The 15,423-nt window shown below is 53.0% G+C and carries 13 protein-coding genes and 1 pseudogene; 6 read left to right on the top strand and 8 right to left on the bottom strand.

Annotated features, from left to right (window positions below):
• Positions 1-57: 57 nt before the first annotated feature.
• Positions 58-945 carry a hypothetical protein gene (locus tag B3B59_RS11570; RefSeq protein ID WP_286809038.1) on the bottom strand — a complete coding sequence of 296 codons (888 nt, stop codon included), beginning with the start codon at positions 943-945 and terminating at the stop codon, positions 58-60.
• A 267-nt stretch (positions 946-1,212) separates the two neighbouring features.
• Between B3B59_RS11570 and B3B59_RS11565 the strand changes: the two genes are divergently transcribed.
• The 3 genes from B3B59_RS11565 to B3B59_RS11555 all read left to right on the top strand — a co-directional run bounded on the left by B3B59_RS11565 (position 1,213) and on the right by B3B59_RS11555 (position 4,379).
• Complete coding sequence (locus B3B59_RS11565) at positions 1,213-2,106, top strand: VirK/YbjX family protein (RefSeq protein WP_286809037.1); 894 nt, start codon at positions 1,213-1,215, stop codon at positions 2,104-2,106.
• 147 nt (positions 2,107-2,253) lie between these two features.
• Positions 2,254-2,655, top strand: coding sequence for a hypothetical protein (locus B3B59_RS11560; protein ID WP_286809036.1), 402 nt, complete (start codon positions 2,254-2,256; stop codon positions 2,653-2,655).
• Between the two features lie 716 nt (positions 2,656-3,371).
• Positions 3,372-4,379, top strand: a complete 1,008-nt coding sequence (locus B3B59_RS11555) for an alpha/beta fold hydrolase (protein WP_286809035.1) — start codon at positions 3,372-3,374, stop codon at positions 4,377-4,379.
• An 83-nt stretch (positions 4,380-4,462) separates the two neighbouring features.
• On the opposite strand, the gene B3B59_RS11550 is transcribed toward B3B59_RS11555, so the two are convergent.
• Positions 4,463-4,969, bottom strand: coding sequence for an AAA family ATPase (locus tag B3B59_RS11550; RefSeq protein WP_286809034.1), 507 nt, complete (start codon positions 4,967-4,969; stop codon positions 4,463-4,465).
• 286 nt (positions 4,970-5,255) lie between these two features.
• On the opposite strand from B3B59_RS11550, the pseudogene B3B59_RS11545 reads away from it, so the two are divergent.
• A pseudogene (locus tag B3B59_RS11545) lies at positions 5,256-5,369 on the top strand (DUF523 domain-containing protein); the annotation flags it as partial.
• A 90-nt stretch (positions 5,370-5,459) separates the two neighbouring features.
• Entirely contained in the window at positions 5,460-5,732 is a 273-nt protein-coding gene (locus tag B3B59_RS11540; RefSeq protein ID WP_040075470.1) for a hypothetical protein, read from the top strand.
• Positions 5,733-5,780: 48 nt separating this feature from the next.
• Here the strand turns inward: B3B59_RS11540 and azoR are convergent, their stop codons facing one another.
• Complete coding sequence (gene azoR / locus B3B59_RS11535; protein ID WP_040075472.1) at positions 5,781-6,386, bottom strand: FMN-dependent NADH-azoreductase; 606 nt, start codon at positions 6,384-6,386, stop codon at positions 5,781-5,783.
• A gap of 204 nt (positions 6,387-6,590) precedes the next feature.
• On the opposite strand from azoR, the gene hrpA reads away from it, so the two are divergent.
• A complete protein-coding gene (hrpA, locus tag B3B59_RS11530; protein WP_263617066.1) occupies positions 6,591-10,493 on the top strand; it encodes an ATP-dependent RNA helicase HrpA in 3,903 nt (1,300 codons plus the stop codon).
• A 169-nt stretch (positions 10,494-10,662) separates the two neighbouring features.
• Here the strand turns inward: hrpA and B3B59_RS11525 are convergent, their stop codons facing one another.
• The 5 genes from B3B59_RS11525 to B3B59_RS11505 form a co-directional block, all read right to left on the bottom strand.
• Entirely contained in the window at positions 10,663-11,373 is a 711-nt protein-coding gene (locus B3B59_RS11525; protein ID WP_286809033.1) for a DMT family transporter, read from the bottom strand.
• Positions 11,374-11,650: 277 nt separating this feature from the next.
• Complete coding sequence (locus tag B3B59_RS11520; RefSeq protein WP_286809032.1) at positions 11,651-12,247, bottom strand: DUF1349 domain-containing protein; 597 nt, start codon at positions 12,245-12,247, stop codon at positions 11,651-11,653.
• A 15-nt stretch (positions 12,248-12,262) separates the two neighbouring features.
• The gene (locus tag B3B59_RS11515; RefSeq protein ID WP_286809031.1) at positions 12,263-12,922 is read right to left on the bottom strand and encodes an O-methyltransferase; all 660 of its coding nucleotides are present in this window, start codon (positions 12,920-12,922) and stop codon (positions 12,263-12,265) included.
• An 11-nt stretch (positions 12,923-12,933) separates the two neighbouring features.
• Positions 12,934-14,316 carry an efflux transporter outer membrane subunit gene (locus tag B3B59_RS11510; RefSeq protein ID WP_286809030.1) on the bottom strand — a complete coding sequence of 461 codons (1,383 nt, stop codon included), beginning with the start codon at positions 14,314-14,316 and terminating at the stop codon, positions 12,934-12,936.
• Positions 14,313-15,392, bottom strand: coding sequence for an HlyD family secretion protein (locus B3B59_RS11505; protein ID WP_040075482.1), 1,080 nt, complete (start codon positions 15,390-15,392; stop codon positions 14,313-14,315). Before B3B59_RS11505 ends, B3B59_RS11510 begins: the two co-directional genes overlap by 4 nt.
• Positions 15,393-15,423 lie beyond the last annotated feature (31 nt).

The following is a 15,423-nucleotide window of genomic DNA, read 5'->3' as shown; positions in this document are numbered from 1 at the left end:
GTGTGCGGCTCACAGTGCTTAATCAAATCTCTTAAAATTGGCTGTGAACTGATGACCTTAGATGAAAGGTTTTCCGGTTTTAAATGGATCTGCCCATCTGAGCTTATACTTCCATCGCGGACGTAATGCTCCGATTGAAAAACGCATAATCTTCTCTTTTTCTTCACATAATTCACGTGCTTTTTTTATATTGAGCCACATAAGAACACTGCCCGGACTTAATACTGAGTGATGAGGGTCAACTCCACCATTGGGGACGTCAAAATAGATGAAATTATTGCACTCATTGAACAGGATTAGATCGATGGCGCATGGAGTGTTGTTTATATAGAGAACGTAGCCAAAAATCATCTTACGTAGATGATTGATAAAGCTAAAAATACGGTCAAAGCTATAGCATGGTACGCTCTCACCGAATCTGGCTTTAAAGAGAGTAATGTAGATATTACTTAATTCTTCAGTACTCAAGTTCACTTGATCCACATAACTTCCTCCGGCTTTAATGAATCGGTTAAATTCATGCCTCCTGTTTTTCTCTGTTTTGACGGAGAAAGTATCTTTCACAATACATATCTCATTTTTTCTGGCGATAATGAAATTACTATTGAATGTGTTGGTCCTGTGCAGTGGGGAAAGTCTGTTTGTCCTCTCTGGGATAAAGAGCCTTTTATCATCACGTATTGGCAATAGCACTTCATCATATGAAAGGGGATATTTTTTGTTTATCTTCAAACCAAGCGCACCGTTTATCAATGGGTACGCACCGTATAAAACCCCATTTCGAGAGTTCTCATAATATTTTACATCGGCACCTGTTTGAGTCGAAATAAAGTTAATAACATCAGGATGTGTGTTAATACTACCACCATGTAATTGATAGCATTCCCTATAGGTTTCGCTATTACTAACAGACCAACCAAACAATCTACGCTTTAGATTCCGCATAACCCTTACCCTCTATTAAACTGAGGTTTAAATAGCCTGGAGAAATCAAGTTTTTGTCAAAAAATTGTTCATATACCTATAAGTTTTCGAGAAATATGAGGTTAAAATCATTTCTTACCTGTCTTGACAGTAAATTGACATGATATTGATTCATTATTGATACCAGGAGAGCATGATGGACAAACCTCATGCACCCAAATTTTTTTCGGGGTAATGACTGAGGGCGATATTATCGACATTAAATGATGTAATACGTAGGGAGTTTAAATGGCTCAGATAAGTAACGAAAGGGTACTGAGTAAAATACCGCCCTCACCATTGGGGCTTTATTTCGCGCTTTCTCTGGGTAATTATGTTCCTCATGAGCTATGGAATCGCGCAAATTTCCGTAAAAAGTTCTGTCTCAGGGCGCTGGTAATGCCAGTATTGACATATCGCTTATTAAAAATGCTGACTGCACATCCGTATTATGAAGCTCTTCTGTATTGCCAGCCAAGAATTCCCTGTCGTATACACCGACCCTATCTTAGTATCAGGTTGAGCAGGCGTGAGAACGTTGATGCCCTTATTGTGCATTATAACAAGATCACCGCATTCCTGAGTAAAGAAGATTTTCTTACTCACCTGAGTCCATCCGGCCTGAAGCTCGCTTATCTTACTGGTAAGGATGGAAGTCTTTATCGGTTAAGTCTTAAATCGACGCACAAACTGGATCGAGAAGGAGAGATGAGTGTGATCCTTACTGATTCACTGGGCAATATGTTATCCGAAATGACATTTACGGTTTGCCAGCGCTTCGAGGAAGACTGCTTTATCATCGGTGGGTTCCAGGGTCCTAATACTGATGATGCGCTTGAATCTATTCAGTATGCGACAAAACAGCTGCATGGTTTGTTCCCAAAGCGAATCCTCACCGATGCGGTACTTTTTCTGGGGCATTTGATGAACGTAAGACGTGTATATGCTGTGGCTAATAAAAACCATGTTTATCAGTCGCTGCGTTATACAAACAGAAAAAAACAAATTTTCTCCAATTACGATGAACTGTGGGAAGCATCAGGAGGACTACGTACGCCTGATAACTATTATCAGCTTCCTCCAGTCATTAAGAGAAAAAGGATAGAAGATGTTCCCAGTAAAAAGAGGTCGGAATATCCTTAGCGTTTTGAGCTTCTCGATGCCATCGGTTATGAGATAGCTGCCTCTCTGGGAAAGAGATCAATGATTCCGTGAGTTAATTTACTGTTCGTCATGGTTTATATCCGCGTGGTGAACACGACCAGTCTAATAATCATTAAGTATTTTTCCATGAAACAAAAAAATATCTTTTCTTATCTAATTATATCATTTGTATTATCCGGGTGTGGGAATGCGACACCTGGTATTGTCTCAAGCCTTAATCAAATGCAAATCCCTGTGGTTCAGCCTGATAGTGGTGCGTCCTTCGACAAAGTCAGAGTACACGCTATTTACACATCTAATTTTTCCAGGATGAAAAAATTGACTACGCAGCTAAAACACGATTTCTTAAACGATACACGTTCCAGGGATATTTTCGACACCCACAGTGTGGCGCATCAGGTTTACAGGGCATTAACGAACATTGAGCAAGCTCAACTGGTTAATGAACAATATTATCAGGAGGGTAACTTACCAGGCTTGCAAAAGATACAAACCATGCTAAATGAATATAAAACAGACATTGAGTAATGCTAAGATGATGTTTTTGAAGTTCCAGTAAAAGATATTATTTCATTATGCTTTGTTTACAACTCAACTTCTGGCTTAAGCATCTTAACCGATGCGTATCTTTGTCTCGGAATGACACTTCTTTTGGGTATGATATATGATTTGGGTTGTCCTGTTTCTTGTTGTGGCAGCAGCTGGGTTTAAGGGATTATCATCACTTTTAACCGCTTTGTTATCTTTATGGTGTGGATTAGATACTTGACAGAAACAATGGATTCTCATTCTTCTTTTACTTACCGCTGGGTGGTTTGCTACAGTTGATATTATTGAGCTGAATGGTTGGAGTGCCTTAAGACGAGTTTTTGGTCAGACCTGGGCTTATGAAATTGGGCTGACCGCAATAGGGAACCGGATCCCTCAAATATATCATTGTCATATAAATGAATACATTTCGTATCAGAGATATTGTTATCCTGCGTTTCATGAGTTTTGTTTTGTTCGTCGGCGACGGCCGCGTTTTCGCAGGGACTGACAAACGGCTACCTGACCATGGATACGATGGCCAGGGTGGCTGAACGTGGGCAGATAAAAACCTGAATGTCCGCGTTTCGCTTTTAGCAGTCCCCCCGTCTCTTCAAACGGTCTGCTTCGTGCATTGGCGGAATCCGTAATACCACGTGTATGCTACTTGTACGCCTACAATGCCCCTGAACACGTTATTAACTCGGGAGAATGCCATGCAGCGCAAATCAGTCAATGTGAACGGAATAACACTTTCGTATCTCGAAGCAGGTGAAGGGCCGGTTGTACTGTTTTGTCATGGTTTTCCAGAGACGTCGCATTCATGGCATAACCAGATCCCAGCAATGGCAGCGGCAGGCTACCGCGCCATTGCGCCTGACATGCGTGGTTACGGTGATTCATCCACGCATCTCGCGACGGACGAGTACACATTGTTTCATATTGTGGGTGACCTGATTGGCTTAATGGATGCGCTCTCGATTAAACGTGCCGTTATTGTCGGTAACGATTGGGGCGCTACCATCGCATGGCAGATAGCACTCATGCGGCCGGATCGCGTCAGTGGCGTTGTCGCATTTGGGGTGCCGATGATGGCGCGCCCGCCCATGCCCCCAACGCAGATTTTTCCACGCACGGCCGACGCGCTGTTCTATACGCTGTATTTTCAGGAGCCAGGGGTCGCTGAGAAGGAGTTAGAACAGGATGTGACTACGTCGTTGCGCAAGATATACCATGCTGCGTCAGGGGAGGCAGGTGAACGCCTGCCGGGAGACGGCACTCCAAATCCTTTTGGCATGATCACGCCTGCGCGTGGAATGCTGGAAGACCTTCCCGAGCCAGGCAGTCTGCCCGAATGGCTCTCGACAAGTGATTTTCAGTCGTACGTCACCTCATTTACACGCAGTGGTTTTCGTGGCGGCCTGAATTATTACCGAAATTTGGATCGCAACTGGCAACTTCAGGCCAGTCTGCAAGGTATGCGAATCGAAATACCAGCGCTGTTTGCCGTTGGGTCTCGCGATGTCGGGCTTGCGATGCCCGGTATGGATCAAATCATCGCCGATATGCCAGGGCTCGTTCCGCGCCTGCGTGATTCGGTCATCATTGAAGGTGCGGGGCACTGGATACAGCAAGAACGGCCTGAAAAGGTGAATGAGCTTATCCTTGCTTTTGTCTCCACATTGGGCGATCCCGAGGATGCAGTATCACAGACCGGAAGTTAAGTTCGCTTTAATACCGTATGTGATCTAAACAGAGGGAAAACTAATAAGCCGCCAGTGGGCGGCTTATTAGTTGAAAGGTAAATTTAGTTATATTCAACAATATCAAAACCTTCATCTGCCGTTGGCTCTGAAAAATAACGCGTTATAGTTTCAAATTGTTGATCTGTAGCCGAAAATTCATGCCCGCCTTCCGTATTACGCACGCGTAAGCGGGATTTACATACCTCATCTGATACGTTCAGATAGTGCAGCTTATGCCTGGCACCTGACTCCTTAATGATGTGCATCATCCATTCACGATTTGCTTGTGTGTTTGCCGGAAAATCCAGAACAACCGATAACCCTGCTTTGAGAAGTGATACCAGATGAGGCCTCATAGCATTTTTGAGCCTTGAGGAATACTGGACATAATCAGATATGGAGTGCATTTCTTTAGCAAAGAGGGCAGCCAGCCAATGATCCTCACTGACAACAACGGTGCCGGGTGATGCTCCCAGCTTTGCTGACAGTGTGGATTTACCTGATGCAATTTTTCCACATAACAGGTGCAAAGTAGGTTGTTCTGATGGGGTTACTGTAGCGGTGTCCATTGTTTACCTCACTGGTTAATTTCCGGTAAGGCCCGCCTTACCGGCGGGAAAATGGCGAACGTTATCCCACCTGAGTCAGACAGGTGATAATAATTGAATGGAATAGAACGGAGTGTGTTTTCATATTCCTTCAAGTTAACAGAGCTTGAAGGGGAAAACAGATTTTTTTCATTTATCACATAACGTGGGTGGTTCACTCTAAGCCGACATTATTCAATTACATTCTGCGGACCCTGATAAGATTTCAGGTTCGTTATAAAGGAACGGCTAAAGCAAAATTGTCACTCAACTTGCCGCCTGGTTAGCTCTACAAGCGACTCAGGAATCGGGCTATCATGCTGCGTTGTTAACTGACGGAAGCCCTCAGTTCAAATCGTGTGCTGAAACCTACCAGGGCAGCGGTAGCTGTTGCTCGCCTGAAAATGATGGAAATAGTACGCCGCCCCCCGTAATGTTGAAGGTCACGCAGCTTTGCAATAAAGGAAGAGAGATGCCTGAGTTTTTCTTTTTCAGAAAAGGGAATACCGTTAAAGCATTGCCAAAAAGCGATCTTCAGGGCGCGACGCAATTAAAGCAGCAGGGATATCAAAAACTGTTTGAAGAGGTCAATGCGCGGGATGAGAAGAGGGCGCTTGCCCGTCTGGCGGATATTAAAAAAGAAGAAGAGATGACAGTGCATGCTTTTATGACATGGCCCGTCGTCGTCTCGCTTGTGGCGCTCGTGTGCTTTGTTATCGCGTGGTTATCAGAGGGTCTGAAGTAAATCAGGCAGAAAAGAACCCCCCCCACCGGGCGGTGAGAGGGGAGAAACTTAGGCTGCGACAAAGCCGTCGATTGCCGCTTTTGCGTCATTCTGCGCTTTGGTCGCCACTTCCGGACCGTAAGCGATACCTTCAGCGAACACGAAGTTCACGTCGGTGATACCGATAAAGCCCAGGAACACGGTCAGGTACGGAGCAACCAGGTCGGTTGGGGTATCTTTGTGAATACCGCCGCGGCTGGTCAGCACGATCGCACGTTTACCTTTCACCAGACCTTCCGGGCCGCTCTCGGTATAACGGAAGGTTACGCCAGCACGCGCCACCAGATCGAAGTAGTTCTTCAGCTGGGTTGGGATGTTGAAGTTATACATCGGGGCGTTAATCACGATAACATCGTGGGCCTGCAGTTCAGCAATCAGTTCATCAGACAGCGCCAGCGCTTCCTGCTGACGTGGCGTCAGAGGGGCATCGCTCGGACGCAGTGCGCCCACCAGTTCGCCATCCAGCACAGGAATCGGGTTTGCAGCCAGGTCACGCACGGTGATTTCGTCAGCGGTGTGCTGTTCACGCCACTGTTCAACGAAGTAATCAGAAAGCTGACCAGACTGAGAGTACCCTGCCAGAATACTGGATTTCAAAACTAATACTTTACTCATGGGTGATTCCTGTTTTTGTTTGATTGAAGGGGGGTAACCCCGTTGCTTGATGACACTCTATTCACAATCCTGCCATAGGGATAGCGCAATATATCGAAGCCTATGTTCGAATTTTTTGAATAAGGCGCGTAATGCCTCGGTGTGGTACTCTATAACAATCATTAAAATGAGATTTTATCCGGCAGTGCACTGCCCCTTAACGCTATGACAGAACAACAGAAATTGACCTTCCCGATGCTCCAGCAGCAGCTCGACGCTTTAACGCTGCGCGACAAGCAGCGCTTTGCGCGACGCCTGCACGGTGTAAAAAAGGTTAAAAATCCTGATGCACAACAGGCCATCTATCAGGAGATGGCGAAAGAGATTGAACAGGCGGCCGGGAAGGTCGTGCTGCGCGAAGCCGCGCGTCCGGCCATCACCTACCCGGAAAATCTGCCTGTCAGCCAGAAGAAACAGGACATTCTCGAGGCCGTACGCGACCACCAGGTGGTGATCGTGGCGGGGGAGACGGGCTCCGGTAAAACTACCCAGTTGCCGAAAATCTGCATGGAGCTGGGGCGCGGGGTAAAAGGGCTGATAGGCCACACCCAGCCGCGCCGTCTGGCGGCGCGTACCGTGGCGAACCGTATTGCCGAAGAGCTGCAAACGGAGCCCGGCGGCTGCATCGGATATAAGGTGCGCTTTAGCGATCACGTCAGCGATAACACCATGGTCAAGCTGATGACCGACGGTATCCTGCTGGCGGAGATCCAGCAGGACCGCCTGCTGATGCAGTACGACACCATCATTATCGATGAAGCCCACGAGCGTAGCCTGAACATTGACTTCCTGCTCGGCTACCTGAAAGAGTTGCTGCCGCGTCGTCCGGATCTCAAAATCATTATTACCTCCGCGACCATCGACCCGGAGCGCTTCTCTAAGCATTTTAACAACGCGCCCATCATCGAAGTGTCGGGCCGCACTTATCCGGTCGAAGTACGCTATCGCCCCATTGTAGAAGAGGCAGACGATACCGAACGCGACCAGCTGCAGGCGATTTTCGACGCCGTTGACGAACTGGGTAACGAAAGCGCGGGCGATATCCTGATCTTTATGAGCGGCGAGCGCGAAATCCGCGACACCGCCGATGCGCTGAGCAAGCGCGACCTGCGCCATACCGAGATTCTGCCCCTGTATGCCCGCCTGTCGAACAGCGAGCAAAACCGCGTGTTTCAGTCGCACAGTGGGCGCCGCATCGTGCTGGCTACCAACGTGGCGGAAACCTCGCTCACCGTGCCGGGCATTAAATACGTTATCGATCCGGGTACGGCGCGCATCAGCCGCTACAGCTACCGCACCAAAGTGCAGCGTCTGCCGATTGAGCCGGTCTCCCAGGCGTCGGCCAACCAGCGTAAGGGCCGCTGCGGCCGTGTGTCGGAAGGGATCTGTATTCGTCTCTATTCGGAAGACGATTTCCTCTCGCGCCCGGAGTTTACCGACCCGGAAATTCTGCGCACCAACCTGGCGTCCGTTATTCTGCAGATGACCGCGCTGGGGCTGGGCGATATCGCCGCGTTTCCGTTCGTTGAAGCGCCGGATAAACGCAACATCCAGGATGGCGTGCGCCTGCTGGAAGAGCTCGGCGCCATTACCACCGATGAGCAGGCAACCGCTTATAAACTGACGCCGCTGGGCCGCCAGCTCAGCCAACTGCCGGTCGACCCGCGTCTGGCGCGTATGGTGCTGGAAGCGCAAAAACATGGCTGCGTGCGTGAGGCGATGATTATTACCTCGGCGCTGTCGATTCAGGATCCGCGCGAACGTCCAATGGATAAGCAGCAGGCGTCCGACGAAAAACATCGCCGCTTCCACGATAAAGAGTCCGATTTCCTCGCCTTCGTGAACCTGTGGAACTACCTGGGTGAGCAGCAAAAAGCGCTCTCCTCGAACCAGTTCCGTCGCCAGTGCCGGGTGGATTTCCTCAACTATCTGCGCGTGCGCGAGTGGCAGGATATCTATACCCAGCTGCGTCAGGTGGTGAAAGAGCTGGGCATTCCGGTGAACAGCGAGCCGGCGGAGTACCGTGAAATTCACATTGCGCTGCTGACCGGACTACTGTCCCACATCGGGATGAAGGATGCGGATAAGCAAGAATTTACTGGTGCACGCAATGCGCGTTTCTCCATCTTCCCGGGTTCTGGTTTATTCAAGAAACCGCCGAAATGGACCATGGTGGCAGAACTGGTCGAAACCAGCCGCCTGTGGGGGCGCATCGCGGCGCGCATCGACCCGGAATGGGTTGAGCCAGTCGCTCAGCACCTGCTGAAACGCTCCTACAGCGAGCCGCACTGGGAGCGGGCGCAGGGGGCGGTGATGGCAACCGAAAAGGTCACCGTCTACGGCCTGCCGATTGTCGCTGCACGTAAGGTGAACTACAGCCAGATTGACCCGGCCCTCAGTCGCGAGCTGTTCATCCGTCATGCGCTGGTAGAAGGCGACTGGCAGACGCGCCATGCGTTCTTCCGCGAGAACCTGAAGCTGCGCGCCGAAGTGGAAGAGCTGGAGCATAAATCGCGTCGCCGCGACATTCTGGTAGACGACGAGGCGCTGTTTGAGTTTTACGACCAGCGCATCAGCCACGACGTGATCTCTGCCCGCCACTTCGACAGCTGGTGGAAGAAGGCGAGTAAAGAGACGCCGGACCTGCTCAACTTTGAGAAGAGCATGTTGATCAAAGAGGGGGCGGAGTCGGTCAGCAAGCTCGATTACCCGAACTTCTGGCATCAGGGCAATCTCAAACTGCGTCTCACCTACCAGTTCGAACCGGGCACGGATGCGGATGGCGTCACCGTCCACATTCCGCTGCCGCTGTTAAACCAGGTGGAAGAGAGCGGGTTTGAGTGGCAAATCCCTGGCCTGCGCCGCGAGCTGGTGATTGCCTTGATCAAATCGCTGCCAAAACCGGTACGGCGTAATTTTGTGCCTGCGCCAAACTACGCCGAGGCGTTTTTAGGCCGCGTCACGCCGCTGGAGCTGCCGCTGCTGGATGCCATGGAGCGTGAATTCCGCCGCATGACCGGTACCACTATCGACCGGGAAGACTGGAACTGGGATCAGGTGCCCGATCACCTGAAAATCAGCTTCCGCGTGGTCGACGACAAAAACAAAAAGCTGCAGGAAGGTCGCTCCCTGACGGCGCTGAAAGAGGCGCTGAAAGGCAAGGTCCAGGAGACGCTCTCTGCGGTGGCCGACGACGGTATCGAGCAGAGCGGGCTGCATATCTGGAGCTTTGGTCAGCTTCCGGAAAGCTACGAGCAGAAACGCGGTAACTACAAGGTAAAAGCCTGGCCGGCGCTGGTGGATGAGCGTGACAGCGTGGCCATCAAGCTGTTTGATAATCCGCAGGAACAGCAACAGCAGATGTGGCGCGGGCTGCGTCGCTTGCTGTTGCTGAACATTCCGTCGCCTATCAAGTACCTGCACGAGAAATTGCCTAACAAGGCCAAGCTGGGGCTCTACTTCAACCCCTACGGCAAAGTGCTGGACCTGATCGATGACTGTATCGCCTGTGGTGTGGATAAACTTATCGACGAAGCGGGCGGCCCGGTCTGGAGCGAAGAGGGCTTTGCGAAATTGCACGAAAAAGTACGCGCAGAGCTGAACGACACCGTGGTAGAGATCGCGAAACAGGTCGAGCAGATCCTCACCGCGGTCTTTAATATCAACAAGCGGCTGAAGGGCCGCGTGGATATGACCATGGCGCTGGGCTTGTCTGACGTGAAAGCGCAAATGGCAGGGCTGGTGTATCGTGGCTTCGTTACCGGCAACGGCTTTAAGCGCCTGGGCGACACGCTGCGGTACCTCAATGCGATTGAAAAGCGCCTGGAGAAGCTGGCCGTCGATCCGCACCGGGATCGCGCCCAGATGCTGAAAGTGGAGAGCGTGCAGCAGGCGTGGCAACAGTGGCTGAACAAGCTGCCGCCAGCGCGCCGCGATGATGAAGACGTGCAGGCGATCCGCTGGATGATTGAAGAGCTACGCGTCAGCTTCTTCGCCCAGCAGTTAGGAACGCCTTATCCCATATCCGATAAGCGTATCCTACAGGCGATGGAGCAAATCACACCTTAAGCATGCGAAGCGAAAAAGGGCATTTCGCCCTTTTTCGCTTTCTTGTGCGCTGCATTATCAGAGCATCTTAACGACGCTATCCAGCCAGTCAGGAAGAGGGGTTTTTGGTCGTTATACAGCGCTGCCCATCCTTGATAAATCCCCGGCTGACATAGCGGCTCCTTTTTTGTTAATCGACGCTGCTACGCGTTTTTTGATCGGACGCGATCACCATGGCGATGCCTGCCAGCACGATCAGGGTGCAGAGTAAGAGGCGCCCGTCCGGCACTTCCCCCAGAAACAGCACGCCGCCGAGTGCCGCAAGGCATGGGACGCTTAACTGCAGGGTGCTGGCGGTGACAGAAGAGAGGCGGGCCACCAGCTGATACCAGAGTACATAGGCGATACCCGACGCCAGGGCCCCTGAGAGCAGCGCAAGGAAAACACCGTGGCTCTCGATATGAGCGGGTTGCTGTCGAAACAGGCTAAGAATCAAAACGATGGGCACGCTGAGGATAAAATTGCCCGCCGTACTCCCGGCCGCAGAGGTGATATTTTTCCCGCGCACAGAGTATGCCCCCCAAGCCATGCCTGAAACGACCATCGTTAAGGCGGGAATAAGGGGAGGGGCGGTGGCGCCAGGAAGCAGCAACATAATAAGCCCGCCGATGGCAGTCACGATCCCGACAGATTTGAAACGGCTAAGTTTTTCCCCTTTTAACAGGCTCCAGCCGATCATGCAGACCTGCACCGCGCCAAATAGCAGCAATGCGCCGGTGGCCGTATTGAGCCGGACATAGGCGATGGAGAAAAATAGTACATAGGCGCACAGCAGTAGTGCGTCGGTGATGTTCCAGCGGATCTCTTTGACTCTTCCCAGAACACCATGCCAGAGAGACAACGCGGCTGCCCCCCGATTAATCTCAGCAGGCTAAAGGTTTCGGGGTCGGCGTAGCCCTGTTTTAAGGCGATACGACAGAGCACAGAGTTGGCCGCAAAGGCGGCCAATACAAAGAGAACCAGCACAATCTTTTTCATTATTCTTCGCTCGGGACAGGTTTTTGGTCTGCGCAAAAATGCTCAGCCGGCGAGTCGATACCGTTCCGCGCCGGACTTCGTCACCTCGTCCAGACAGGTGCCCAGGCTCATTGCCTGAACGCGATCCGCTTCGCGGGCTGCTACGTCAAATCGTGAAGCGCTTTCCCGTTAGGGGGGCCCAGCCTGAAATCGCTGAACATCACCTCCAGACCCGCTCTTTCCGGGGTGCAGACCATTACCCCGACGAACTGTTTTCTACCGCGTGGCCAGGGGCAGAGTCTCAGCAGCGGCCAGGTTTGACCATCGGTAGAGTACTGAATGCGCAGGGCCTCATTCTGTACGGTGGCGCGCATCCAGAATGTCGTTGGATCGCCGGGAAAGAGGCCCGTCGACCAGTCAGAGGTGCCGCGGGTTACGACGCTGCCGATGGCCGGTTGCGCGTCATTAAACTCAATGCCCGCTTTCACCCAACAGGTTTCACTTTCACCGATGAACAGCCCAGCCTGATCGTACAGCCGGGAAAATTCACCCTCGATCTTGACCTGAACCGTGAAATCTTCCGACAGATAAAAGCCGAACGCATGCCCGCTGTGTCGGTGAAAGCCATACCAGGTACCTTGCCAGAAGTCGGTATTGGCGTCGCTGGTCAGGCGTAATGTCTCACCGTCGAGGCGGTGATCAGCTGGCGGGTTAATCCAGACTCCGCCCGGCGCGCTCAGGGAATCAATGCTCTGCATAAGGGGCTCTCCTCATTAACCGTTCACGAGCGCCAGCGTAAACCCATCCCAGCCTTTAACCCCTACGGTTTGCAGCGCGGTGGCACTCAGGCGGGGGTTATCGCCCATCATCTCAATAAAGCGCCTCACCCCTTGTACGCGCGCGTCGTCGCTTTGGCGGTTAATCACTTCGCCGTCGCGCACCACGTTATCTCCGACGATTAACGTGCCAGGGCGCGAGTAGTGCAACGCCCACTCCAGATAGCCGGGGTTGTTAGGTTTATCGGCATCGATAAAGATCATGTCGAAGGGCGCAACGTCGCCGAAATTTTCCAGGGACCGTAACGCCGGGCCTTCAATGAGCTCAATGCGGTCGTCCAGACCGGCCAGGTGGATGTTTTGCCGGGCAATCCGGGCATGGGTCGGGTCGGCCTCCAGCGTTGTCAGCTTGCCGTCAGCGGGCAGGGCGCGCGCCATCCAGATGCTGCTGTACGCCCCCAGCGTGCCAATTTCCAGTATGCGCCGGGCCTGCGTCATGCGCACAAACAGGGCCAGCAGTTGCCCCTGGTTGGCGGCCACATCGTGTTCGGGCAAGCCCGCGCGCTGGTTGTTTTCAAGCACTTTCTCCAGCACCTCATCCTGAGGGATAAGCTCAGAAATCATATAATTATCTACTGCCGACCACTGCTGCTGCATAGACTGACCCCTTAGTTTTTATCAGACCATCCGCCGCCCAACGCTTTATACAAATCGATCTGCGCCAGCAGCAGGTTATTTTTGGCTTGTACCACGCTGGTCTGCACCGAGAACAGCGTGCGCTGGGCATCCAGCTCGTCGAGATAGGAGGAATACCCATTGCGATAGCGGTTCCGGGCAATGCGCAGCGTCTCCTGCGCCACCTCTTGCTGTGCCAGCAGCTCTTGCAGCTGCTCGCGATAGCGGGTAATGGCGTCCAGGCTGTCATTCACCTCGGCAAAGGCGTTACGGACCACTTTCTCATAGCGATAGAGCGCCTGGTTACGCTGAGACTGGGAGATGTCCACCTGTGCATTCAACGCCTGGCGGTTCAACAGCGGCGCCAGAATGCTGCCGCCGATGCTCCACAGCTGCAGGGGATTATCCAGCAGGCCCGGCAGGGTACGATCCTGTACTGATCCGGTGGCGGTCAGGTTGATGGATGGCAACAGGCTGGCGCGCGATGCGGCCAGCGTTGCGTCAGACGCAATAAGCTGACGCTCGGCCTGCACAATGTCCGGGCGGCGATTTAACAGGGTTGAAGGAAGCTGCGACGGCAGGCGCAGGGGCGTCAACGTGTCGAACTCTGCGCTGCGGGCCACCTCTCCCGGATTTCCCCCCAGCAGCAAACTCAGCGCGTTCTCCTGCTGCACTATCTGATGTTGCAACTGCGGGATCTGCGCCCGCGTTGAGCGCAACTCGGAGTCCGACTGCATCAACTCCAGCCGCGAGCTGTAGCCCGTCTCAAACTGCCGCTTCGCCAGGTTGTACGCCTCTTCGCGGGATTTCAGGGTAGATTGCGTCACCCGCAGCTGTTCATCCAGCGCCAGCAGGGTGACATACCCCGACGCGACCGACGAGGCGACCGTCAAATCGGCGGCCGCAGCCGCTGCTTTCTGCGCCGCCAGCGACGCTTCGGCAGCCCGGGCGTTGTTACGGTTCACGCCCCAGATATCCACGTCATAGCTGGCCGTCAGGCTGCCTTTATAGAGCGCGCCGTAAACAGGCTGGCCGGTCGCGACAGATTGCGACCGCGCCCTCGTGCCGCTGACGCCAGCATCCAGCGACGGGAACAGGCTTCCTTCGGCGGCGTACACCTGCGCCTGATACTCATTGATCCGCTCTCTGGCGATCAGCACATCGCTATTATTGCGCAGCGCCTGATCCACATACTGGTTGAGATGATTATCATGAAAATTGCGCCACCAGAGCTGTTCTGCCGGGCTGGCGGGGCCAGTCGTGGCGCGCCACTGGGCCGGGATCTGCAGCGAGGGTTTGGCCGGCGTGACGTCCACCGACTGGCAGGCAACAAGGGCCGCGGCGATCGTCAGCGCCGCCATCGGACGAAGAGTCATTTCTCCTCCTCCGTATTGATCGTCACCTGAACCGACATTCCCGGGCGCAGCAGGGCAGACGCCTCCGGTTTACCCAGCACCTGGATGCGCACCGGGATCCGCTGTGCAATCTTCACAAAGTTGCCGGTAGCGTTATCCGGCGTGATGGCGCTGAACTCGACCCCTGTCGCCGGGGAGATGCTCTCGACGCGGCCCTCATAGGCCTTGCCATTCAGGGCATCCACCGTGAACTTCACCGACTGACCCACCCGCAGGTTGGCCAGCTGCGTCTCTTTAATATTGGCAATGACCCAGTGTTGCGGTGGGACAAGGGTAGTGAGGTGGGTGCCGGCCGTCGCGTAGGCGCCCAGCCGCACCGCAATCTGCCCGAGTTGACCATCGCGCGGGGCGACGATACGGGTGTTTTGCAAATCGATTTGCGCCAGTTCCAGCGCCGCTTTAGCGTTTTCGACATCGGCCTCCAGCGAGCCGCGATTCACAATGACCGTCTGCAAATCCTGACGTGACATCTCCAGCGTCGCTTTGGCCTGGTCGATATCGGCGCTGCCCTGTGCCGCGCTCGCCAGGGCAGCATCGCGCTCACGAATCGAGAGCGAGCCGTCGGCAGTAAGATCCTTCACCCGCTTCAGGTCGGCCTGAGTTTTCAGACTCTGCGCCCGGGCGTTTTTCAGCGCCGCGTCGTTACGTAGGATCACCGCTTCGGCACTTTTACGCTGTTGCTGGTTATTTTTCAGCGCCGCGATTTTCATCGCCAGCTGCGCCTCGGCCTGATGTACGCGCTGGCGATAGATGCGGTCATCAATCTGCAGCAAGAGCTGACCTTTTTTCACCCGGTCAAAATCTTGTACATGCACCTCGGTGATATAGCCGTTGACCTGCGGGCTGATAAAGGTGGTCTGCCCGCGCACGTAGGCGTTATCAGTAAACTGCGTATGGCGAGTGAAAGGGGGTAATTGCCACGCGTAGAGAATCACCAGCACGCCAACGATGACGATGGCGGCGGCGGCGAACACGGATACCACGCGCAAATTGTTACGGGTATTGGCCTGCTCTTTGGCGGCATCCTGCTGACTCATAACCACTCCTGAAATAACGCATTGATCATTG

Source organism: Leclercia sp. UBA2479, from assembly GCF_002341985.1.
Lineage (GTDB): Bacteria > Pseudomonadota > Gammaproteobacteria > Enterobacterales > Enterobacteriaceae > Enterobacter > Enterobacter pneumoniae.
Note: the sequence above shows the minus strand (reverse complement) of the source record. Positions and strands in the feature narration are given on the sequence as shown.